The organism is Pseudomonas sp. UBA6276 (genome assembly GCF_002438365.1).
GTDB lineage: Bacteria > Pseudomonadota > Gammaproteobacteria > Pseudomonadales > Pseudomonadaceae > Aquipseudomonas > Aquipseudomonas coleopterorum.
In genome coordinates this window covers 30,663-55,206 of the sequence record NZ_DJUS01000163.1, presented here as the reverse complement: position 1 = coordinate 55,206, position 24,544 = coordinate 30,663, and the positions used below count along the sequence as shown (strand labels likewise).

Annotated in this window: 4 protein-coding genes; 3 read left to right on the top strand and 1 reads right to left on the bottom strand. The window is 66.2% G+C overall.

What is annotated here, in order from left to right:
* Window positions 1-2: 2 nt before the first annotated feature.
* The gene (locus tag B2V21_RS18925; RefSeq protein ID WP_286917688.1) at window positions 3-1,145 is read right to left on the bottom strand and encodes a M14 family metallopeptidase; all 1,143 of its coding nucleotides are present in this window, start codon (window positions 1,143-1,145) and stop codon (window positions 3-5) included.
* A 612-nt stretch (window positions 1,146-1,757) separates the two neighbouring features.
* Between B2V21_RS18925 and B2V21_RS18920 the strand changes: the two genes are divergently transcribed.
* The 3 genes from B2V21_RS18920 (at window position 1,758) to B2V21_RS18910 (ending at window position 24,526) form a co-directional block, all read left to right on the top strand.
* Window positions 1,758-20,759, top strand: a complete 19,002-nt coding sequence (locus B2V21_RS18920) for a BapA/Bap/LapF family large adhesin (RefSeq protein ID WP_286917687.1) — start codon at window positions 1,758-1,760, stop codon at window positions 20,757-20,759.
* A gap of 135 nt (window positions 20,760-20,894) precedes the next feature.
* The gene (locus B2V21_RS18915) at window positions 20,895-22,352 is read left to right on the top strand and encodes a TolC family outer membrane protein (protein ID WP_376787036.1); all 1,458 of its coding nucleotides are present in this window, start codon (window positions 20,895-20,897) and stop codon (window positions 22,350-22,352) included.
* Complete coding sequence (locus B2V21_RS18910) at window positions 22,349-24,526, top strand: type I secretion system permease/ATPase (RefSeq protein ID WP_090359239.1); 2,178 nt, start codon at window positions 22,349-22,351, stop codon at window positions 24,524-24,526. The genes B2V21_RS18915 and B2V21_RS18910 overlap by 4 nt, the downstream gene beginning before the upstream one ends.
* The last annotated feature ends 18 nt before the right edge of the window (window positions 24,527-24,544 follow it).

Sequence of the window (24,544 nt, the reverse complement as noted above, 5' to 3'; positions counted from 1 at the left end):
GGTCAACGCAGACCGGAGACCATTTGCGCAAGCACACTCAGCACATCGCCGCCCAGTCGCGCGGAGCGCTGGCCGTTCCAGCCGGTATGACTGTCCGGTGCGTCGTCGTGATCCTTGAACGGCATCTCCAGGGTCAACGACAGGCAGTCGAATCGCTCGCCGACGCTGTTGCAGGCCAGGGTCATGTTGGCCTCGCCCGGCTTGTCGCGGGTGTAGCCGTGCACTGCCTGGAAGTCAGGGGTACGGGCGCACAACAGGTCGCGGAAGGTCTGTTCCAGTTGGGCGATGCGTGGGGTATAGCCAGGGTTGCCTTCGCAGGCGGCGGTGAACACGTAGGGGATTTCTTCGTCACCGTGGGCGTCGATGAACAGGTCGACGCCATGCTTGTCCATCTGCTGCTGAACGAAGAACACTTCGGGCGTGTATTCGGCGCTTGAATCCTGCCAGGCGCGGTTCAGGTCGCGACCGCGGGCGTTGGTGCGCAGATGACCGTGCACGGCGCCATCGGGATTCATGTTCGGGACCAGGTACACGTCGGCCTTCTCCAGCAGCGCCTGGACCTCGGCATCATTGGCCTGCAGGCGATCGATCACGCCTTCCATGAACCACTGGGCCATGTGCTCGCCCGGATGCTGCTGGGCGATCAGCCACAGCCGACGCTTGCCCGGCGCACCATCGCCCTTGCGCAGCAGCGGTATTTCCCGCCCCTCGCAGCTTTGGCCCACGGCAAGCAGCTGCAAACCGGCCTCCATCACCGCGCGATCGATCAGGGCGTCGTGACGCTCGCGGCTATAAGGTTCGAAATAGGCAAACCACATGTCGCTGTTCTGCGCTTCGAGGCCGAAGCGCAGGGCCTGGCCATCGAACGTGCTGGGGACGCGGAACCAGTGCTTCTGATCGCTGGAGGCTACGGCATGGTAGCCGTGCCAGGCGTGACCATAGGAAGACTGGGCGGCGTTCTGCAACCTGAATTCGTAGCGTTGGCCAATCTGCAGCGCTGCGGCCTTGAAGTGAAACCACTGGAAGTGCGCGCTCTGACGGTCCGGGCGAATCGCCAGGTGCACGTCGAGCGGATCGCGTGCGTCGATGACTTCGATGTTGCCGCTGTCGAAGTCGGCACTGATCTGCGGGGAGGGGCGGGTCACGGTTGTGTTCCTGTACCTGAGTTCTTGTACCGCCACTGTACACCGAGCAGTGGGCCATCCCGCAACTAGCGCACGAACTTCTTTCATGCTTTTCGCAATGAGGTGCGATGTCGCTGAATCGATGACAGGCCGGTTAAGGGATGGTTCGTGCAACTTGAAGTCGGGGTCAATGCTGGGCAGAGGCGAAGTCGGAGAGGTCTTTTTATTTTTTGCACAAACTAATGCTGTGCTGTTTTTTTCCGGATTAACGATGTTGGGTGATAGCGGTCTGATATCGTGAAATTGTTATAAATCGTCAGCCCCCGAGCGCCCTGACGTACTAGCCTATTGCTTATATGGCGCAGAGCCATAACGTCGACAACATATAAGGTTTTCAGAAAAGTCGACCTAGGACAGGCAGTTAGAAGTTTAAGGTGGGCTCGCCATGGAATCATGTCAATTATTCATCATGCAGCGGGATTGCTACGGATGAATCGTTTCGTCTAGCGACTTCCCGTTCGGGATACTTATTGGAATACACCTTGAATCACTGGCGCTGGCAATCGCCGCGTGCAGGTGAAGTTGCGTGTGCGGTGCCCTCTGGTGCACTGCAAGAATCTGCTAGGAGCAAATATGGACAGTATCGTTGTTGCTGCGAAGTCGGCGCAAAGCACCTCGGAAATGGCGTGGGGCAATATAAAGCTGTTGGATACCAGCCTGGTCAAACTGCCAGTGGACCCCAGCGATGTCGCTTCCACTGCGCGTTCCGGCAACAACCTGATCGTCACCCTCAAATCTGGCGAACAAGTCACCATCGGCGACTTTTTCAAGGTCGATGCGGCGGGTCAGCAGAGCGAGTTGGTGTTCGAAGGCCAGGATGGTTTTCTCTGGCAGGCCAACTACGGCGAGCCCTTCACCGGCTTTACCTTTTCGGAAGCCTCGACCGCCGATGAATTGCTCTTGGCTGGCGCGGCCGCCAGCGGTTCCACGCCTGGCTGGATGCTGGCCGCGTTCGGTCTGGCGGGCGTGGGTGCCACGGGTGCCGCGGTGTCGGGCGGCGGTGGTGGAGGTGGCGGTGGCGGGACAGCATCACCCGTCACTCCGGTGCCACCGACCGATACCACGGCGCCCGGCGCGCCCACCGGGCTCATTTTTGCGCCCGATGGCAGTGGTGTTTCAGGCCGCGGCGAGAGCAACGCATCCGTAGTCGTTCGCGATGCTCAGGGCAACGTCGTGGGCAGCGGTACGGTGGATGCCGATGGCAATTTCCAGGTGGCGTTTCCGGCGCCTCAGACCAATGGCCAGCCGTTGCAGGTCGTCATCACCGACGCTTCAGGCAACAGCTCCGATCCGCTGGTGATCACCGCACCCGATACCACGGCGCCTGCAGCGCCCGCCGGGCTGGCGTTGACCGGCGACGGCGCGACCTTGACCGGCACGGGGGAGCCTGGTGCCACGATCACCGTGCTCAATGCTTCGGGCGGGGTGCTGGGTTCGGCGGTGGTGGCGGCCGATGGGTCGTTCAGCCTGGTCCTGAACCCGCCGCAGGTCAACGGTGAAGCGTTGAGCGCAACACAGACCGATGCAGCGGGCAACCTATCGCCGGCCGCCAGCCTGGTCGCACCCGATCTGACACCTGACACCGCCCCTGATCCGACACCAGACCCTACGCCTGATCCAACACCCGATCCTACGCCTGACCCCACGCCTGATCCGACCCCTGATCCAACACCCGACACCACCGCTCCGGCGGTGCCGACGGGCCTCGCGGTCAGTGCCAACGGCGGTGTAATGGTCGGCCGTGGTGAAGCGGGCACTGTTGTCAACGTCACCGATGCTGGCGGTAACCTCATCGCCACCGGGACCGTGGACGCCAATGGCAACTTCCGCGTGGACCTCAATCCCGCCCAGGCCAACGGTCAGGGTCTGGAGGTGACCCTGACCGACGCCTCGGGCAATGTCTCGGCGCCGGGCAACGTCGTCGCGCCGGACATCGAAGCGCCTGCAGCACCTACCGGCCTGAGCATCGATGGCACAGGCCTGGTGTTCAGCGGACGCGCCGAAGCCGGTGCCACGGTGGTGGTGCGCGACGCGGCGGGCACTCTGCTCGGCTCGGGCACGGCCAATGCCAGCGGGAGTTTCCAGATCACCTTGAATACCCCTCAGGTCGACGGACAAACCCTCAGCGTGGTGGCCACCGACGCGGCGGGCAATGCGTCGCTGCCCGGCCAGTTGCAGGTGCCGGACCTGACGGTTTCCGAACCTATTTCCGAGTTCGTCATCAGCGCCGACGGGTTCTCCTGCGGCGGCCGTGGCCAAGCGGGCGATACCGTAACCATCACCAACGCGGCCGGGGATGTGGTCGGCAGCGCGCAGGTGAACGCATTCGGTCGGTTCTTCATTCGCTTCGCGCTGCGTCTGGCCCCCAACGAGCCCATTACCGCCACGCAGACCGATGACAACGGCAACGTTACCTCCACGCTCAGCGCGCTGGTGCCCGATGACATCGGCCCTGGCACTCCGGACAACCTCAGCCTCAGCCAGGACGGCCTGACCCTGACTGGTACTGGCACTGCCGGCGACACCGTACGTGTCTTCACCAGCCAGGGCGTGTTGCTGGGCAGTGCGCTGGTCAATGCCGACGGCACGTTCTCGATCACCCTCGGCCAGGCTCAGACCAATGGCGAGATCCTGACCCTCATTGCCACCGATTTCGATAACGAAAACTCGGTGCCCGTGCCGTTCGTGGCTGCCGACAGCACGGCTCCGGCCATCGTCGGCAACGTTGGCTTTGGCGCCGACGGGACGACCCTGACCGGCACCGGCGAGCCGGGTGCCACGGTGACCGTGCGCGATGCGCAAGGCAACGTGATCGGCACCGCTACGGTGGACCAGGCCGGCAATTTCGTCGTGGCGCTGGCTCCGGCCCAGGCCGATGGGCAAGTACTCAGCGTTACCCAGACCGACGCGGCGGGTAACATTTCGGCCGCGGTGCAAACGACGGCGCCCGATATTACCGCTGGCGTGGAGCCGAGCCAGGTGACCATCAGTGCTGACGGCACTCTGGTCAGCGGCCGTGGCCAGCCCGGCGACACCATTACCGTCACCGGCACGGGCGGGGTGGTCCTGGCCAGCGGCCCGGTTGCCGCCGACGGCACCTTCAGCCTCGTCCTCGATCCGGCGCAGACCAACGGCCAGGCGCTGCTGGTCGGTCAACAGGACGCGGCCGGCAATGCGTCGGCCACTGTTGGCCTGACCGCACCGGACCTGGAAGCGCCCGTGGCGCCTGGCAACCTGGCGCTGGACGCCACCGGTACGCTGCTCTCGGGCCTCGGCGAGGCTGGTACTACGGTAACGGTCAAGAACGCTGCGGGCACGGTGCTGGGTACGGCACTGGTCGCTGCGGACGGTACCTTCCAGGTCACGCTTTCAGGGGCTCAGGCCAACGGCCAGGCATTGACGGTGAGTGCCGTGGATGCCGCTGGCAACAGCTCGCCTGCGGTACCCTTCACGGCGCCGGACACGACCGCGCCGAATGCGGTCACCAACCTGCTGGTCAGCGCCGATGGCCTGACCCTGACCGGTCGCGGTGAGCCCGGCGCCACGGTCACCATCACCAACGCCAGTGGCGCGATCGTCGGCACCGCTACGGTCGGTGCCAACGGTAATTTCAGCACGGGCCTGGCTCCCGCTGTGGTCGAAGGCGATGTACTCACCGCCGTGCAGGCCGACGCGGCGACCAATGTCTCGCTACCGGCGACCGTCGTTGCGCCCGATGCCATCGGCCCCGAAACGCCTGGCAATCTGGCCCTGAGCGGTGACGGTGTACAGCTGACCGGTACCGGCAGCGTGGGTAACACGGTCAATGTGTTCGGCCCCCAAGGCAACCTGTTGGGCACCGCCATCGTCGGCGCCAATGGCACCTTCGTCATTACCCTCAACCCGGACCAGACCAATGGCGAAGTGTTGTCGGTGGTCGCCACCGATGCGCGAGGCGAGGACTCGGTACCGGTCGAAATCACCGCATTCGATTCGACTGCGCCCGACCCCGTGGGTGGCGTGACCATCAGCGCCAACGGTACGACTGTGACCGGTACCGGCGAAGTCGGCGCCACCGTTACTGTACGTGGCGCCAACGGTGCCGTGATCGGCACGGCCACGGTGGCCACCGATGGCACCTTCAGCGTCACGTTGAACACGCCGCAACTCAATGCGCAGTTGCTGCAAGTCACGCAGACCGATGCAGCGGGCAACAGTGCTGACGCTGTCGATCTGATCGCGCCTGACCTGACCGCGCCTGCCGCGCTGTCGCAGTTGGCTGTGAGCACTGATGGCCTGACCCTGACCGGACGTGGCGAGGTCGGCGCGACGGTCACGGTGCTGGCACCCAACGGTGTGGCTTTGGGAACCGCGACGGTGGGCGGCGACGGTTTGTTCAGCGTCACCTTGAACACGGTACAGACCAATGGCCAGAGCCTGAGCGTGAGCCAGAGCGATGCCGCCGGCAACCGCTCGCCGATCGCCCTCGCGCAGGCACCTGACACCGATGTGCCTGCCGCGCCCAGCGCACTGCAGCTCAACGGCAGCGGCACCGTGTTGAACGGCCTAGGCGAGGCGGGCGCTACCGTGCGCGTGGTGGATGCCAATGGCGTTGCGCTGGGCACTGCCGTGGTCGGCGCCAACGGCACCTTCCAGGTCACCCTCGTTCCGGCCCAGGCCAACGGCCAATTGCTCGAAGTTACCCAGACCGATGGCGCCGGGCAGACCTCGGTACCGGTGGCAATCACCGCTGGCGACAGCACGGCGCCAGGCGCCTTGGCCAATGTGGCCCTGAGCCGCGATGGGCTGAGCGTGACCGGCACCGGTGAAAGCGGCGCCACGGTCACGGTACGCGCGGCTAACGGCGCCGTGCTCGGCAGCGCCGTAGTGCGCACGGACGGCACCTTCAGCGTCGAGCTGGCCAGTGCGCAGGTCAATGGCGAACGCTTGGGTGTGGCCCAGGCCGACCCAAGTGGCAATCTGTCGCCGACCACGTTCGTTACCGCCGCCGATGTCACCCCACCCGGCGCTCCGGCGACGCTGGCGCTGGACGCCAGCGGCCTGGTGCTGACCGGTACCGGCGAGGCCGGCGCCACGGTGCGTATCACCAACGCCCAGGGCACGCTGCTGGGCACTGGCACGGTTGCCGCCAACGGCACGTTCAGCATCACTTTGAGCGCGCCGCAGACCAACGGCCAGAGCCTCAAGGCCGTGGCCACCGACGCGGCCAGCAACAGCTCGGCGGCCAGTACCCTGGTCGCTGCAGACACCACAGCGCCAGTTCCGGTCGGCAACCTTGCGATCAGTCCCGATGGCCTGACGCTGTCGGGCACCGGTGAAGCGGGTGCCAGCGTGGCGGTACGTGCGGCCAACGGCGATCTGATCGGCACCGGTACCGTGGGGGCCAATGGCATCTTCCTGATTACCTTGACCCGCGCCGCGCTGCAGAGTGACGTGTTGAACGTGATCGAGACCGATGCGGCTGGCAATGCATCGACTCCTGTCACCGTCAACGGCCCGGACGGCAGCGAACCGGTCGCGCCAGGCAGCCTGGTGATAAGCCTCGACGGATCCACGTTGACTGGCACCTCGCTGGCCGGCAACACCGTGACCGTGGTCAATGCACAAGGCGCGTTGCTGGGCTCGGCCGTCGCCAATGCCGCCGGGCAGTTCAGCGTGACCCTCTCGCCCGCCCAGATCAACGGCGAGTTGCTGAGCGTGCAAGCCAGCGACGGTATCCGCGTGTCGGTACCGACCTTGCTCACTGCCTTCGACGATACCCCGCCGCAGGCGCTGGACAATGTACTGCTCAGCGCCAATGGCAGCACGCTCAGCGGGGCCGGTGAAGCCGGCGCCACGGTCAATGTCCGCGATGCCAACGGCCAACTGCTCGGTACCGGCACGGTCGCCACCGATGGCACCTTCAGTATCACCTTCGTTCCGGCCCTGATTGACCGGCAGGTGCTGACGGCTACCCAGAGCGACCCCAGCGGCAATGTGTCTGCGGCGGTCAGCCTGACCGCGCCGGACCTCACGGCGCCGCCCGCGCCCTCGGGCTTGAGCCTGAACGCTCAGGGCACGATTCTGAACGGTCTTGGCGAAGCCGGGACCACGGTCGTGGTGCGCGATGCGGCCGGTGCGATTGTCGGCAACGGCACCGTCGCAGCCGACGGTACGTTCCAGATCAGCGTGAGCCCGGCACAGTTGACCGGCACCACCCTGCAGGTGACCTTGACCGACACGGCCGGCAACATTTCGCCCGTCGCTGCTCTGCCAGTGGCGGATGTCACCGCGCCCGGCGTGGTGACCGGCCTGCAGCTCAACGTCGCGGGCACGGTGCTGACCGGCAAGGGCGAGGTGGGCGCGACGGTCAGCGTGACCGCAGCCGATGGCACCGTGTTGGGCACTGCCGTGGTCGGCGCGACCGGCAGCTTCGTGGTCAACCTGGTGCCCGCGCAGGCCAATGGCGAGCTGCTCGATGTGCAGCAGACGGACGCGGCCGGCAATCTATCGTTGCCGGTGGCACTGATTGCCGCCGACGTCACCGCCCCAAGCGCCTTGAACAACGTCGTCATCAGTGCCAACGGCGCGGTGGTCAGCGGGGTGGGTGAGGCGGGTGCCACGGTGCGGGTCTTGACCAGCGCCGGTGCCGAACTGGGCACGGCGACGGTCGGCACCGATGGGCGCTTCTCGATCACTCTGACGACGCCGCAGATCAATCTGCAGTCGCTCACCGTGACCCAGGCCGATGGCGCTGGCAACTTCTCGCCCAACGTCAACCTGCTCGCGCCCGACCTGCAGGCGCCGAACGCGCCGACCAATGTCGTGCTGACCGCGCAAGGCTCGGCCGTGACCGGCCTGGCCGAGCCTGGCACGGTGGTGTCGGTGGTGGTCAGCGACGCCCAGGGTAATATCCTGGGCAGTGCAACCGTGGCCGCCAACGGCACTTTCCAAGTCAACCTGACCACGCCGCAAACCAACGGCCAGACCCTGCTGGTGACGTCCACCGATGCCGCTGGCAATGTGTCTACATCCATCACGGTGATTGCCGCCGACCTCACGGCGCCCACCCAGGCCACCGACCTTGCGGTCAACCCGGGCGGTACGCTGTTGGCCGGTAAAGGTGAAGTGGGTGCCACGGTCACGGTGTTCGATGCCCAGGGCACGCAGATCGGCACCGGTACCGTCGGGCCGAACGGAAGCTTCCTGGTCAACGTGACGCCGGTAGCGCAGAACGCCGTATTGAGCGTGATTCTCACCGATGGTGTTGGCAATGCTTCGTTGCCGGCCACGGTGACCGTGCCCGACGCCAACGGACCCGATCAACCGACCGCGCTGGTGCTCAGCGCCGATGGCCTGCGCCTGAGCGGTCTCGCCGATGCGGGCAATACCATAACCGTACGCGGCCCCAATGGCGTGCTCGGCACCACCACGGTCAATGCCGATGGTACGTTCCAACTGACTTTGAGTGCTGCGCAGACCAATGGCGAGTTGCTGGATGTGGTTGCCAGCACCGGTGGTTTCAACTCGCTGCCTGGCCAAGTCACGGCCGTGGACAGCACCGCGCCGGCGTTGACCAACGTGGCCATCAGCAACGACGGCAGCCTGATCACCGGGCGCGGCGAAGCCGGTGCCACGGTGACCGTGCTCAACCCGGTCGGTGTGGCGATTGCCACCGCCACCGTTGGCGTCACTGGCCAGTTCAGCGTGACCTTGACGCCGCCGCAGATCGACGCGCAACGCTTGCAAGTGAACCAGGTCGATGCGGCCGGCAACAGCTCGACGCCGTCCACCGTGACCGCGCCAGACCTGACGGCGCCTGCAGGGGTGCTGCAGCCACTGGTAAGCGCTGATGGCCTGGTCGTCACCGGGCGCGGTGAAGCCGGTGCGACAGTCACCGTGTTCGCCAGCAATGGCGTGGTACTGGGCAGCGGCGTGGTCGATGGCAATGGCGTGTTCAGCGTCAACCTCAACCAGGCACAGAACAACGGCCAGACCCTGACCCTGTTGCAGCGCGATCTGGCGGGCAATGAATCGCCGGTCGTCAACGTGCAGGCCGGCGACACCTCGATTCCCCTGGCGCCCGCTGCGCTGGTACTCGACAGCAGCGGGTTGTTGCTCAGTGGTATTGGTGAGCCGGGCGCGAGCGTGCAGGTCAGGAATGCCAACGGTGACGTTGTCGGCAGCGGGGTGGTAGGCGCCAATGGTCGCTTCCAGATTACCCTGGACACGCCACAGGTCGCCGGGCAGTTGTTGGCCGTCACGCAGAGCGATACGGCCGGTAATACTTCACCTTCCACACCCGTGACCTCAGCGGACATTACGCCACCGACCGTGCTGATCAACGTTGCGTTGAGCAGCGATGGACGGGTGGTGACCGGTACCGGTGAAGCCGGTGCCAACGTGACGGTACGCAGCGCTGCTGGCGTGCCCCTGGGCAGCGCCTTAGTGGCCGCCGATGGCAGTTTCAACGTCATCCTCAGCAGTCCGCAAATCAATGGCCAGACGTTGTCGCTGGTGCAGGTCGATGCCGCCAGCAATGCTTCACCCACGTTTACCCTGCAGGCCGCCGACATCACCGCGCCTGCCGCGCCGACCGAGTTGTCGTTGAGCCGGGCGGGTACGCTGTTTTCCGGTTTCACCGAAGCGGGCGCCACTGTCAGCATTACCGGCGCGCAGGGCCAGGTGCTCGGCACAGGTGTGGCCGGCACTGACGGTACCTTCGCCATCACGCTGGCGTCGGCCCAAGCCAATGGCCAGACACTGCGGGTCACAGCCACTGACGGTGCTGGCAATACCTCGCTGCCAGGCACCCTGGTGGCTGCCGACATCACGCCACCGGTCGCGGTCAGCAATCTGGTGGTCAGCGCCGACGGCAACGTGCTCGGCGGTTCGGGCGAGGCCAATGCCACGGTGCGTGTCACCGCCGCCAATGGCGATCTGCTCGGCACCGGCACGGTGAACGCGGGCGGTACCTTCCTGATTACCTTGAACCGGCCGGCCACGCTGGGCGACGTGCTGACCGTGATCGAAACCGATGCGGCGGGTAATCCGTCGTTGCCGGCCCAGGTCAACGGTCCGGATGGCGGTGCCCCGAGCGCGCCGGCCAATCTGCTGCTGACGCTGGAGGGCGCCATTCTCACCGGCACCGGTTCGGCCGGTGCGATCATTCGTGTCACCAGCACGACCGGCGTGCTGCTGGGCACTGGCACGGTCGATGGGTCAGGTGCGTTCAGTATTCTGCTCGATACCCCGCAACGCAACGGCGAAGTGCTCAGCGTGCAAGCCAGTGACGCGATCGGCCGCGTGTCGATTGCAGTACCCTTCGCGGCCGCTGACACCACCGCGCCCGATACCCTGGCCAATGTGCAGATCAGCGCCAATGGTGCCTTGATCACCGGCACGGGCGAGGCGGGTGCGCAAGTGACGGTGCGCGATGCGCTGAACCAGTCGGTGGGCACCGCGACGGTGGCAGCGGATGGCACGTTCACGGTCGCCTTGACGCCAGCCCAGACCAACCTGCAGGTGCTCAACGTGACCCAGGCCGATACGGCCGGCAATCTGTCGCCGGGTGTGGCCGTGACCGCACCGGACCTCACGGCACCCGAAGCGCCGGTCGCCCTGGTGCTCAACGATGTCGGTACGGTCTTGACCGGCACCGGCGAGGCAGGCGCCAACATAGTGGTACGCAATGCCGTGGGCGCCCAGGTCGGCGCAGGCATCGTGGGCGCCAACGGCAGCTTCCAGATTACCCTGGACACCCCGCAGATCGACGGCGGTGCGTTGCGGGTCACGCTGAGCGATGCTGCAGGCAACGTGTCCCTGGCGGGCAGCGTGATCGGCCGCGATACCCTGGCGCCGTTGGCCGTGATCACCCCGGTCATCAACGCCGATGGCACCTTGATCAGCGGGCGTGGCGAGGCGGGTGCGACCGTCACGGTCACCACCGTCACCGGTACCGTGCTCGCCTCGGCCCTGGTTGCCGCCAACGGGACCTTCAGCGTGGCGCTCGACCCGGCGCAGGCCAACGGCCAGCTTCTGGACGTGCTACAGACCGATGCGGCTGGCAATGCTTCAGTACCCGTGGCGCTCACCGCGCCGGACATCACACCGCCCACGGCCCTCAGCGCTGTGCTCATCAGCGGCGATGGTGTGGTGGTCACCGGGCGTGGCGAGGCTGGTGCGCTGGTTCGCGTACTGGTAGGGAATACCGAACTGGGCCGCGCCCAGGTCGACGCCAGCGGTCAATTCTCGGTCACGTTGAACACTGCGCAGGTGAACCTGCAGCAACTGACCGTCACTCAGGTCGATGGGGCAGGCAACTTCTCCGCCAACGTCACCCTGAATGCCCCGGACTTGCAAGCGCCGCCCGCACCGACCAATGTCGTGCTCAGTCCCCAAGGCGGTGCGGTCATTGGCCAGGCCGAGCCCGGCACCGTGGTATCGGTGGTGGTCAGCGACGCCCAGGGCAATGTGCTGGGCAGCGCTATCGTGGCCGCCAACGGCACCTTCCAGGTCGAGCTGGCGTTCCCGCAGACCAACGGCCAGACACTGCTGGTCACTTCTACCGATGCCGCCGGCAACACCTCGACCAGTGTCACGGTGATCGCCGCCGACCTCACCGCTCCGGACGCACCGACCGCGCTGGTGGTCGGCCTCGATGGCCTGACCGTGGCAGGCCAGGGCGAAATAGGCGCTACCGTCAACGTGCGCGCTGCCAATGGCGATCTGCTCGGCATCGGTCGGGTGGGTGCGAATGGCACCTTCAGTATCACGCTCAATCGCGCTGCCACTGAAAACGAGGTGCTCAACGTCACCTTGACCGATGCGGCCACCAACGTTTCGACGGCCGCAACCGTCGTGGCGCCGGACGTGAACGGTCCTGATCAACCCACTTCACTGCTCCTGAGCGGCAACGGCTTGAGCCTGAGCGGGCAGGGCGATGTGGGCAACACCATCACTGTACGCAGCGTGACCGGCGTAGTCCTGGGCACGACTGTGGTCGACGCCAACGGCAACTTCTTGGTTGCACTGAGCGCGGCGCAAACCAACGGCGAGACGCTGGAAGTCGTCGCCACCAGCGGCGCCCTGGTGTCGTTGCCAGCACTGATCACCGTGGCCGACATCACGCCTCCCGGTCTCATCACTAACCTGCAGGTCAGCCTCGACGGCACCCAGGTCAGCGGGCGCGGCGAAGCAGGAGCCACCGTGACCATTCGTGGCCCTGACAACGCCGTACTGGGCACGACGACGGTGGGCGTCACTGGCGCATTCAGTGTGACGCTCAACGACGCGCAAACCAACGGCGAGGTGCTCACGGCCGTGCAGGTCGACGGTAGCAACAACCCTTCGGCTGCAGCCACCGTCACTGCTCGCGACAGCACGCTGCCCGATGCTCCGGTAGCGATTCTCAATGCTGGCGGCACGGCGGTCAGCGGCACTGCCGAGGCGGGTACCGTGGTCAGGGTCATCGTCAGCGATGCCCAGGGCAACGTACTCGGCACCACAATCGTGGCGCCCGATGGCAGCTATCAGATCGATCTGCTTGAAGCCCAGGCCAACGGCCAGACCTTGCTGGTGACCTCGACCGATGCGGCAGGCAATGTATCGGCAACCACCACGCTGTTTGCGCCGGACATCACGCCACCGGCGCAGGTGACCGGTCTGGTCATCAGCCCCGACGGCGACCTGCTGGCCGGGCGCGGCGAGCCAGGTGCTCAAGTGACCGTGCGCGATGCTGGCGGGAACCCCATCGGTACCGGCCTGGTCGGTGCCAGCGGCAGCTTCATCGTCACCCTGACTACCCCCGTCGTTCCTGGCGCCGTGCTCTCGGTGGTGCAGCAAGATGCCGCCGGTAATCCGTCCATTGCCCTGAACATCACTGCACCGGACGGTACCGGTCCGGATCAACCGAGCGCCTTGGTGCTCACTACCGATGGCCTGCAACTGAGCGGCCAGGCCGACGCCGGCAACACCGTGACCGTGCGCGGTGCCACTGGTGTGGTGCTGGGCACGGCCGTGGCCGACGCCAACGGTGCGTTCACGATCGTTCTGTCGACCGCGCAACTCAACGGCGAACAGCTTGAAGTGATTGCCAGCCTGGGTGCGCAGGTCTCGATACCTGCGCCGTTCCAGGCGCTCGATGTGACCGCGCCGGGGGCGCTGACCGATCTGGTGGCCAGTGCAGATGGCACCCAACTGACCGGTCGCGGTGAAGTGGGCGCGACGGTTACGGTCATTGCACCCAATGGTGATGTACTGGGCAGCGTGGTCATCGGTATCACCGGCGCCTTCACCGTGCCGTTCACGGTGCCGCAGCTGGGTGGCGGCAACCTGACGGTGTCGCAGACCGACGTGGCGGGCAACGTTTCGCCGACGGCACTGGTGCCTGCGGTGGACAGCACACCGCCCGTGGCGCCGAGCGCCACCGTTGAGCTCAACGGCAACGCCGTGGTGGGCACGGCCGAACCGGGCAGCGTGGTCACGGTGATCGTCAGCGATGCCCAAGGCAATGTCCTGGGGACCGCCACGGTCGCCTCCGACGGCACCTACCAGGTCGTGCTCGATGCGGCGCAGACTAATGGGCAGACGCTGCTGGTGACCTCCACCGATACAGCCGGCAACGTGTCCTCGACCACGGTCGTGGTCGCGCCCGACACCACTGTGCCCGACGCAGTCACCAACCTGGTGGTCAGCGCCGATGGGACGCTGTTGACCGGCAAGGGCGAGGTCGGTGCCCGAGTCACGGTGCTGGGGGCGGGCGGTCTGTCCGTAGGCACGGCCACGGTCGATGCCAATGGCAACTTCACGGTCACCCTCGATCCGGTCTCCGCAGACCGTACCCTGCTCAGCGTTACCCAGGCCGACCAGGCCGGCAACGTTTCATCAATCGTCACCGTCACCACGCCTGACATCAATGGCCCTGACGTACCGACGGCGCTGTTGCTCAGCACCGACGGTCTGCAGGTGGTTGGCCAGGGTGACATCGGCAACCTGATCACCGTGCGCAACCTGCAAGGCACCGTGCTGGGTACGGCGACCGTCGATGGCAACGGGGCGTTCCAGGTCCAGCTTGCCACCGCGCAACTCAATGGCGAGATCCTTCAGGTCACTGCCGCCGACGGTGCGCTGACCTCGCTGCCCGCCCAATTGGTAGCGCCGGATGTGACGGCGCCGACCAACCTCGCCGAGCTGTCGGTCAGCCTTGACGGCACGCTGTTGACCGGTCGTGGCGAAGCCGGCGCCACCGTGGTCGTCACTGGCCCCGGCAATGTCATTCTGGGCACCGCCGTTGTGGCCGTGACCGGAATTTTCACCGCCAACCTGACCACGCCGCAGCTCAATGGCCAAGCCTTGAGCGTGGTGCAGACCGACACGGCCGGCAACACCTCGGCGGCGCTCGTCGCCCTGGCCGGCGACCGCACGCCACCGTTGGCGCCTGTCGATCTGGCCGTGATCAACCAAGGTCTGGTACTCACCGGCAGCGGGGAGCCCGGTGCGCAGGTCACGGTCAGCAACGCTCAGAACATCGTGTTGGGTACGGGCACAGTGCTGCTCGATGGTAGCTTCCAGGTTGTATTGAGCCAGGCGCAGGTCAATGGCCAGGCGCTGGGCGTGACCCTGACCGATGCTGCGGGCAACGTGTCGGTGCCAGGCGCTGTGCTGGCCGGCGACACCACCGCGCCGGTGGCCTTGACCAACATCACCATCAGCAACGACGGCGCTTTGACCAGCGTGCTGAACGGCAAGGGTGAACCGGGGGCTGTCGTCACCGTGACACGCCTGGACGGGATCGAACTGGGCAGTGGCACAGTGTCGGCGGCAGGTAATTTCAACATCATCCTGACGCCGGCCGTCACCACCGGCGAGCCGTTGAACCTGGTGCAGGTCGACGCAGCGGGCAACGTCTCGCCGATCGCGACGATCAACTCGCCAGACACCACTGCACCCGATCCGCTGACCCAGGTCGCGATCAACCTCACCACTGGGGCGACCGTGACCGGGCGTGGCGAGGCTGGGGCGACCGTGACGGTCAAGGATGCCGCGGGCGTGGTACTGGGCACCGCGCAGGTGGCGGGCGACAACAGCTTCGTGGTGACCTTGTCGCCAGCGCAGATCAACAACCAACCACTGACCGTCGCGCAGACGGACCTGTCCGGCAACGTCGGCGCGAGCACGCCGATCTTCGCGCCTGACCTGACGCCTCCGTCAGCCCCTACGCAACTGGCGCTCAATGCCAGTGGCACCGTGCTCAGCGGCCTGGGCGAAGCAAACGCCACTGTCATCGTCAAGAATGCGGCAGGCGCAACGCTGGGCGCGGCGACCACGGTGGGTGCTGATGGCACTTTCCAGGTCACCTTGCCAGCGCAGCAAAACGGTCAATCGCTGGTGGTGACCCTGACCGACGCGGCCGGCAATGTGTCGGGGCCGGGCAGTCTGACCGCCCCTGATGTGACACAACCAGCAGCGCCGACCATCCTGGCGCTGAACGCGAATGGCACCTTGATCACAGGTACAGGGGAGGCCGGCGCGCAGATAGTCGTGCGCAACAACCTCAACGTCTCGGTGGGCACCGGTACGGTCAACGCCGACGGCACCTACAGCGTCACCCTGAGCGTGCCGCAGATCAATGGCGAAGTGCTCAGCGTCCGCCAGGTCGACGCCGCAGGCAATGCCTCGGTGGCCGTCACCGTCACCGCCAGCGACCTCCAGGCCCCGAGCGCCTTGGTCAACCTGACGGTGTCGAGCAACGGTCTGCAACTCACCGGCAGCGGTGAAGCCTTGGCGCGCATCGTGGTCAAGAACGTGCTGGGCGTGCAGATCGGCGCAGCGACCGCCGATGCCAATGGCCTCTTCACAGTCAACCTGGCCACCCCGCAGCTCAACGGTCAGTTGCTGGTCGTGACCCAGGCCGACCTGGCCGGCAACGTCTCGGTGCCGGTCAACTTCTCGGTACCCGACGTCACCGCGCCTGTGGCCCTGACGCTGGCGGCGGTCAGCGCCGACGGTCGAATCGTCACCGGGCGTGGCGAGGCCGGCGCGACGGTTAGCGTCACCGGCCCGCTCAACGCATCGCTGGGCACGGCAGTCGTGGCCGCCGACGGTACGTTCAGTGTGACCCTGAGCACGCCGCAGACCAACTTCGAGGCCTTGCTGCTGGTTCAGCGCGACGCTGCGGGAAATGTCTCCGCCGGTGTCACCGTCAATGCCCCGGACCTCACGCCACCGGCACTGCCGACCGGCCTGGGTCTGAGCGTCGACGGGCTGGTGTTCAACGGCACGGCTGAAGCCGGTGCGCGGGTGTTCGTGACCAACGCGCAGGGTGCGTCGCTGGGCAATGTCCTGGTCGGCGCCAACGGCACCTTCAGCGTTCCGCTGAGCCTGGCCCAACTCAACGGCGGGACCCTGGAGGTGTATGCCCAGGATGCCGCCGGCAACAAGTCGGCACTGGCGCGCTTGAGTGTTCCCGATATCACCCCGCCGAGCCTGGCCACGCAGTTGGTGGTGAATGCCGACGGTACCCTGTTGACCGGCAAGGGCGAGGCCGGGGCGACCGTCAGTGTCGGCCTGGTGGTTGGCCAGACGCCTGTCGTGCTGGGCACCGCTGTGGTCGATGCCAACGGCAACTTCCAAGTGCCGCTGGTGCCGGCTGCGCTGGGCGGGCAATTGCTCACGGTCATCCAGACCGATGCGGCAGGCAATCCGTCGGCGGGCGCTGAGTTGAACATTCCACTGGAGCTGCCACCCGCTGCGCCCCTGGCAAGCGCCATCACCAGCAATGGTGTGACCCTGACCGGCACCACCGAGGCCGGCACCACGGTGATCGTGCGCAACGCCGGTGGAACCGTATTGGGCAGCGCGGTCGCCACCGGTACCACCTTCACCGTGACCCTGAACCCGCCGCAGGCCAACGGCCAGGTGCTGGAACTGCACGCGACCAAAGGCGCGCTGACGTCGGTGGCGACCTTCTTCACCGCGGTGGACAGCACCGCGCCGGTCCCGATCACCGAACTGAACGTCAACGGTACCGGTACCGTGGTCACCGGTCGCGGCGAGGTGGGCGCTACCGTGCGGGTCAGCAATGGCGCCGGCGTGGTGGTCGGAACCGGGTTGGTTGGCGCGAACGGCACCTTCGCCGTGCTGCTGCCGGTGGCACAGGCGAACGGTGGCGTACTCACGGCGGTTCAGGTCGATGCGGCGCAAAACGTCTCCACAGGTGTGACGGTCCCCGCACCGGACATCATCGCGCCCGTTGCGCCGGTGGTAACCGGCCTGGGCAATGCCGGGCTGACCCTCAGCGGCACCGGTGAAGTGGGTACCACTGCTACCGTCTACAACGCGGCAGGCGTGGCCATCGGCACCACCACCGTACTGCCCAATGGCACCTTCGCGGTGACGTTGAGCAGCCCGCAACTCAATGGACAGTTGCTCAGCGTCAAGCTGACCGACGCGGCGGGCAACGTGTCGGTGGCAACGCCGTTCCTCACGCTCGACACCACGCCTCCTGCTGCCTTGGTCAATGTGGCCCTGGCGACCAGTGGCAGTACCGTGACCGGGCAGGGCGAGGCGGGCGCACGGGTGACCGTCAGCGTCGGTGGCGTGGCTCTGGGCACTGCCGTGGTCGACGCCAGCGGTAATTTCAGCGTCAACCTCAGCGCCGCGCAGCTCAATGGTCAGCAATTGACTGTAGTGCAGACCGACGCCGCCGGGCTGACATCGCCGGTCACTGCGCTGACGGCCCGCGATGCGACCGCGCCGAATGCACCGACCGCACTGGTGCTGGTCGGTGGCGTCAGCCTCACGGGTGTGGGTGAGGCCAACAGCACCGTGAAAGTCTACGGCGCCAACAATGCCTTGCTGGCCGAGGGGCCGGTGAATGGCCTGGGCCTGTTCAGCGTGACCCTGGCATCACCGCAGCTCAACGGCGGCGCTTTGCGGGTGACGCTGACCGACGCGGCTGGCAACGTGTCCGCCGCGGGTCAACTGGGTGTGGCCGATACCACACCTCCGTCTGCGCCCACCGCGACCATCAGTGCCAGCGGCACCGTGGTTTCGGGCACAGGCGAGGCGGGTGCCACGGTCAGCGTGCGCAGCGGCGCCAGCGTCCTGGGTACTGCCGTGGTCGCTGCCAACGGCACCTACAGCGTTACGCTCAATGCCGCGCAGATCAACAGCCAGGTCCTGACCGTCACTCAGGCCGACGCTGCAGCCAACGTTTCGCCCGCGACCACCACCACGGCGCCGGACCTGACCCCGCCGAACGTGGCCACCGGGCTGGCCGTGGCTGGCAGTGGCCTGACCTTGAGCGGCACCGGCGAGCCCGGCGCCACTGTCAGCGTCAAAGCCGCCAACGGCGTCGTGCTCAATGTCGCGCCTGTCACCGTCGGCACCGACGGTACGTTCACCGTGGCCCTGAACGCCGCGCAGATCAACGGCGAACGCCTGAGCGTCACCCTGACCGATGCACGCGGCAACGTCAGCGCCGGTGCAGCGGTGGTGGCTCCGGACATCGACGTCAACGAACCGGTGATCGCTTCCAGCAACCTGGCGACGGCAACCGTCAACATCACCCCGGTGACGGTGGACAGCACTTACACCAACACCAGCGTCAGCCTGCTGCTGGGCCAAGTCAAAGCCTTCGGCTTTACTGTCGCCTCCGGTACCGTGACCGATCCGTTGATCACAGTGACCAACAATGCGGCGCTCGGTGTGTTGCCCGCTTCGGCTTTCGCCCTGGAGGTGCAGAACGCTGCGGGCACTTGGGTCACCCTGGCCAACAGCGTCACCAATCCGCAGTTGCTCAACCTGATTGGACTGGGCACCAACCAGGTCCAGGCCGACATCAGCCCGCTGCAAGCCGGCAACTACCGGCTGACCGTGGCCAGCAACCTGGTGTCGCTGCTCGACAGCCTGAGCACCCAGATCCAGTTCTCCACCACCAGCCTGACCCAGTTCACCGGCACGCCCACCGCGCTCAACGGTAACGTCGTCACCGATCCCGGCGTGAACGGCCTGGCCGACCGCACCGGCCCGGACAATGGTGCAGTGCTGCAGGTGCTCAAGAACGGCACCTACGTGAGCGCCGGTGCAGGCACTGTGGTGCAGGGGCTGTACGGTCAACTGACCATCGATGCCACCGGCAAGTACACCTACAACCCGAGCGGTGCCGTCGCCACCGTAGGCAAGGTCGAGGACTTCCAGTACCAGCTGGTGCACCCCAATGGCCTGACTTCCAGTGCTCACCTGTATGTGCGCATCGACAGCGCCAACGTCACCGAGGTGTGGAACCCCAACAACCTGGCTGCCAACGCCACGCTGGTGGATGCCGTCAACGACACCGCGACAAGCGCCTTGAGTCTGGTTGGCCAGTTCACCGACACCACGGCCACCTTGGGTAGCTACACCAGCGGCACGCTAGGCGGTCGCGGCGAGTTCACCTTCAGCGTGGCACCCAACACCTCCAGCGATCTGACCTTGTCCGTCACCGGCAGCGGCCTGTCGCTGTTGTCGCCGGTCAACTTCGTGTTGTCCAAGCTGCAGGCCAACGGCAGCTACGTGCAGGTAGGGGCCTACTCGGGTGCCAATCTGATCGCGGTCGGTAGCGCAGGCCTGGGAGTGCGGGTCGAGGACCAGACGGCGGGCACCTATCGCCTGACCATCACCAACGGCGGCCTGGGTGTGTCGTCGAGCTACACCGCCAGCGTGCGCCAGGAGGCCACCTCGACCAACACCTTCGTCGTCGGCAGCGCAACCACTGCCACGGGCAACCTGCTGACCGGTGTGGGCGCTGATGTGGTGGGCTCTCCCTACACTTCGCTCAGCGTGCTGAGCGCCGGGGCCTTCGTGCTGCCGGGGGTGAACGGGGTGAGCATCGCCGGTGCCCACGGCTCGCTGCTGGTCAACGCCGACGGCAGCTACGCCTACACGCCGACCTTGAACCAGAGCGGCACGGCGGTGGGGCAGAGCGACGTGTTCACCTACCAGCTCAACCATCCGACCGGGGCCAGCGATACCGCGACCCTGACCATCAGCCTCAGCAACGCGGCTGCGCCGACCAGCTTCGCGCGCCTGGCGTCTTTCGACAGCGACGATGTCAGCGCCGTCCACGTCGCCGCTGCCGGCAGCGACCTGCACGACCAGCAGGGCACTTCGGCCGACGATGTGCTCGATGGAGCCCAGGGCGGTGCGCTGACCCTGCAGGGGCATGAAGGCAACGACACTCTGGTCATCTACGACCAGGCCTTCGCCTCGGTGGATGGGGGTGCCGGGATCGATACCCTGAAGTGGAATGGCGGCGATGCCGACATCGACCTGAGCAATCTGGCCGCGCGCATCAACAACATCGAGGTCATCGACCTGAACCAGTCGAGCAAGGTCAACCTGACCTTGAGCCTGAGCGATCTGCTTTCGGTCACCGACGCCAGCACCGACAAGCTGCTGATTCTGGGCGACAGCCACGACACCGTGCACATGACCGGCGCGACCTGGGCTCCGGGCGCCATCCAGACCGACAATGGCGTGCAGTACAACGTCTACACTGCGCAGGAGGATCCATCGCACCATCTATGGGTGCAGAGCGGTATCAGTGTCGTCTGATACTCGCAATCCACGTCAGGCCTTCGGGCCTGGTGTTGCGGCAGGAAGTCGCACGTCGCCTGTCTCGGGCGTGTCAGGAACAACAGGAAGTGGAGGATTGGCTTGAAGTGGACCTTTTTGGCAGCACAGTTTTCGGTGGCCGTTCTGGCCTTGAGTAGCACAACGCTGTACACCCTGTCGGCACAGGCCGCAGACACCGTCGAACCCGAACTGCGGATCATCAGCCCCAGCCGTCTGGAAACCCGCCCCGACTCGCGCGTCGGGCTTCATCCACGCCCCACTGCCCGGCCCGCAGCCGTGCCTGGTCCTGCTCAACAGCATGACACCGACCTGGCTGCGCCGATAGCCGGCAGCCAGCTGGGCCTGGCCCAGGCGGTTCGCTTGGCGGTGGAATGGCATCCGAGCATCGCTGAAGCGATCGGCACCCTCTACCAGCAGGGCGAGGGCATCAACGTCGCGCGCGCCGGTTATTACCCGCGCATCACCGGCGGCCTGCGCGGTGGCCTCGACAGCTCCTACGGCGGTAACGGCACCAGTCAGGCGGTGAACATTTCGCTGAAGCAGATGCTGTATGACTTCGGCAAGGTCGACAGCGCCGTCGATGTGGCCAAGGCGCGGGTCGCCCGCAGCCAGGCGCAGGTGCTGCTGAGCATCGATCAAGTGGCGCGCGACACCTCCCAGGCCTACATCGAGGTGCAGCGCTACAAGCGCCTGCTCGAGATCGCCCGCGAGCAGATCAAGGGCATCGCCGGCATCGCCGAGCTTGCCCGTCAGCGCAGCGACATGGGCGCCGCGACCCGTTCCGACGTGGTCCAGGCCAAGTCGCGCGAAGACGGCGCGAGGGCCACGCTGTTGCAGTATGAAGCGCTGTACAACCGCTGGCGGGCCAACCTGATCAACCTGGTAGGGCGCGCCGCGCCGTTCGACGTCAACGACGACTTTCCGTCCTCACTGCTGGCCTCCTGCAGCACCGCCGAGCCGGACATGAACGCCTTGCCGGGGATTCTGGTGGCCAACGCGCAACGGGTCGAAGCCCAGGCGGCCATCCGCCAGGCCCGCGCCGACGGACTGCCGACCCTGTCGGTCGACCCCACGCTTAACCATTATCTGGACAGCAATTACAACAGCAACAATTCCAACATCGACCGGACCCAGGCCGGCATCTTCATCAACCTCGACGTACCGTTCTACCAGGGCGGCGCCACCACCGCCCGCACCGCAGCGGCCACCTACGCCCTGACCGCCGCCGATTCGGCCGAAGACGCCGCAAGGCTGCAGGCGCGCCAGGGGCTGTTCGAAGCCCAGGCGCAGACCGCCAGCCTGGACCGTCGACTCGGTTCGCTGCAGTACCGCCAGACCAGCATCGTCGAAGCCCGCGAGTTGTATGGCCAGCAGTACCTGGAATTGGGCACGCGGCCGCTGCTGGACCTGCTCAACGCCGAGCAGGAAATCCACCAATCACGTTTCGACCTGGCCAATACCGAAGCCGACCTGCGCCGCCTGCAGGTGGACTGCCTGTACAGCACCGGCGCCCTGCGCAGTGCCTACCGGATCGATCGGAGCACCATCCAAGGCGTGGAGATCCTGCCATGAACGATGCCGTGAACCTGCCGCTGGACCCGGAAACGGCGCAACCCCACGAAACCTTTTCGCGCCAGGACTACCAGGTCTGGCTCGATGCGATTCTGGGGGTGGCGCGCCACTACCGCCTGGAATGCTCGGCCGAAAACGTGCGCATCGCGTCGATGCGCGCCGACGATTCGAGCGTCGAGGACGTGCTGCGGCAGATGGCCCGTCAGGCCGGGCTGACCATCAAGTTCGCCCACTACGACCCCACCACCCTGACCCAATGGCGCACGCCATTGGTGGTGCAGCTCAAGGACGGTCAGGTGGGCATCATCCAGGTGCTCGGCGACGACGAGCAGATCGGCATCGCCTACAGCGGCGACCTAGGACTGCAGAGCAGCATCGACCGCCAGACCCTGCTGGACAACGCCCTGCGTACGGTGATCCTGCGTCCGGCTCGACCGGTCAGCGACGTGCGCACCAACGACTACATCAAGCCCTACGACGAGCACTGGTTCCGCAAGATCGTCCTGCGCGACCTGCGGCCCTACGGTCACGTCATGCTGGCCTCGCTGGTGGCCAACGTGCTCGGGCTGGGCGGGGTGCTGTTCTCCATGCAGGTGTACGACCGGGTCATCCCGGCCGAATCCCTGCCCACGCTGTACGTGCTGTTCGGCGGTGTGCTGCTGGCGATCGTCTTCGACTTCATCATGCGCATCATGCGCATGAAGATCACCGACCTGCTGGGCAAGCGCGCCGACCTGCGGGTCAGCGACCTGGTGTTCGGTCACGCCCTGCGCCTGCGCAACTCGGCACGGCCCAAGTCGACCGGCTCGTTCATCTCGCAGCTGCGCGAGTTGGAATCGCTGCGCGACCTGATCACCTCCAGCACCGCCACGGCGCTGGCCGACCTGCCGTTCTTCCTGATCTTCCTGGTGGTGTTCTACCTGATCGGTGGGCCGCTGGTGCTGATTCCCTTGTGCGCGCTGGTGGCCATGGTGGTGCCGGGGCTCTTGGCCCAACGCAAGCTGGCGCGTCTGGCCAACGAGTCCATGCGCGAGTCGGCCCTGCGCAACGCCATGCTGGTGGAAACCGTGCAGGGCATGGACGACATCAAGAGCCTGCAGGCCGAACAGCGCTTCCAGCAGCAGTGGAACCACTACAACGCCGTGGCAGCGGACAGCAGCCTGCGCCTGCGCACCTTGACCAACGGCCTGGTGGCCTGGACACAGAACGTGCAGAGCGCGGTGTTCGCCATCGTCATCGTGTTCGGCGCCCCCATGGTGATCGCCGGTGACCTCACCACCGGCAGCCTGGTGGCGGCCTCGATCCTGGCCTCGCGGATGATGGCGCCGGTGTCGCAACTGACCCACGTGCTGACGCGCTGGCAACAGGCCAAAGTGGCCCTGGAAGGGCTCAACCGTCTGATGCTGCTGCCTGTCGATCACCCCGAAGGCGCCCAGCGCGTGCACCTGCCGGTGATCGGCGGGCGCTACGCGCTCAAGCGTGCCAGCTTCAAATACAGTGAGGAATCGCGCACCCCGGCGCTGACCGTCAACGACCTGACCATCGCGCCCGGCGAACGCATCGCCGTCCTCGGCCGCAACGGGGCAGGCAAGTCGACCCTGCTCCAGGCATTGGCCGGTGGCCTGGACCTGAGCGGCGGCAGTATCACGCTCGACGGTGTGGCCCTGGGACACATAGACCCGGCCGACGTGCGTCGTGACATCGGCCTGCTCACGCAGAATTCACGGCTGTTCCACGGCAGCCTGCGCGAGAACCTGATCATGGGCGCCGGGCAGGCCTCGGATCAGGAAATCATTGCGGCGCTGGAGATCACTGGCGCGCTGGATTTCGTCCGCCAGTGTCCGACCGGCATGGATCACTTGATCCTGGAAGGCGGCCTCGGCCTGTCGGGTGGCCAGCGCCAGTCGCTGCTGCTGTCGCGCCTGTTGATCCGTCAGCCGCACATCCTGCTGCTCGACGAACCCACCGCGTCCCTGGACGAGACCACCGAGCGCCGGCTGATCCACAACCTGGCCACCTGGGGGCAGGGGCGCACGATCATCGTCGCCACCCACCGCACCAGCGTGCTGGCGCTGGTCGACCGGATCATCGTGGTCGACAACGGCCAGGTGGTCATCGACGACACCAAGGAAAACGCCATCGCCACGCTGTCGCGTCCCAAGGGCGCGGCTTAATCAAGGAGGGCAGGGCAA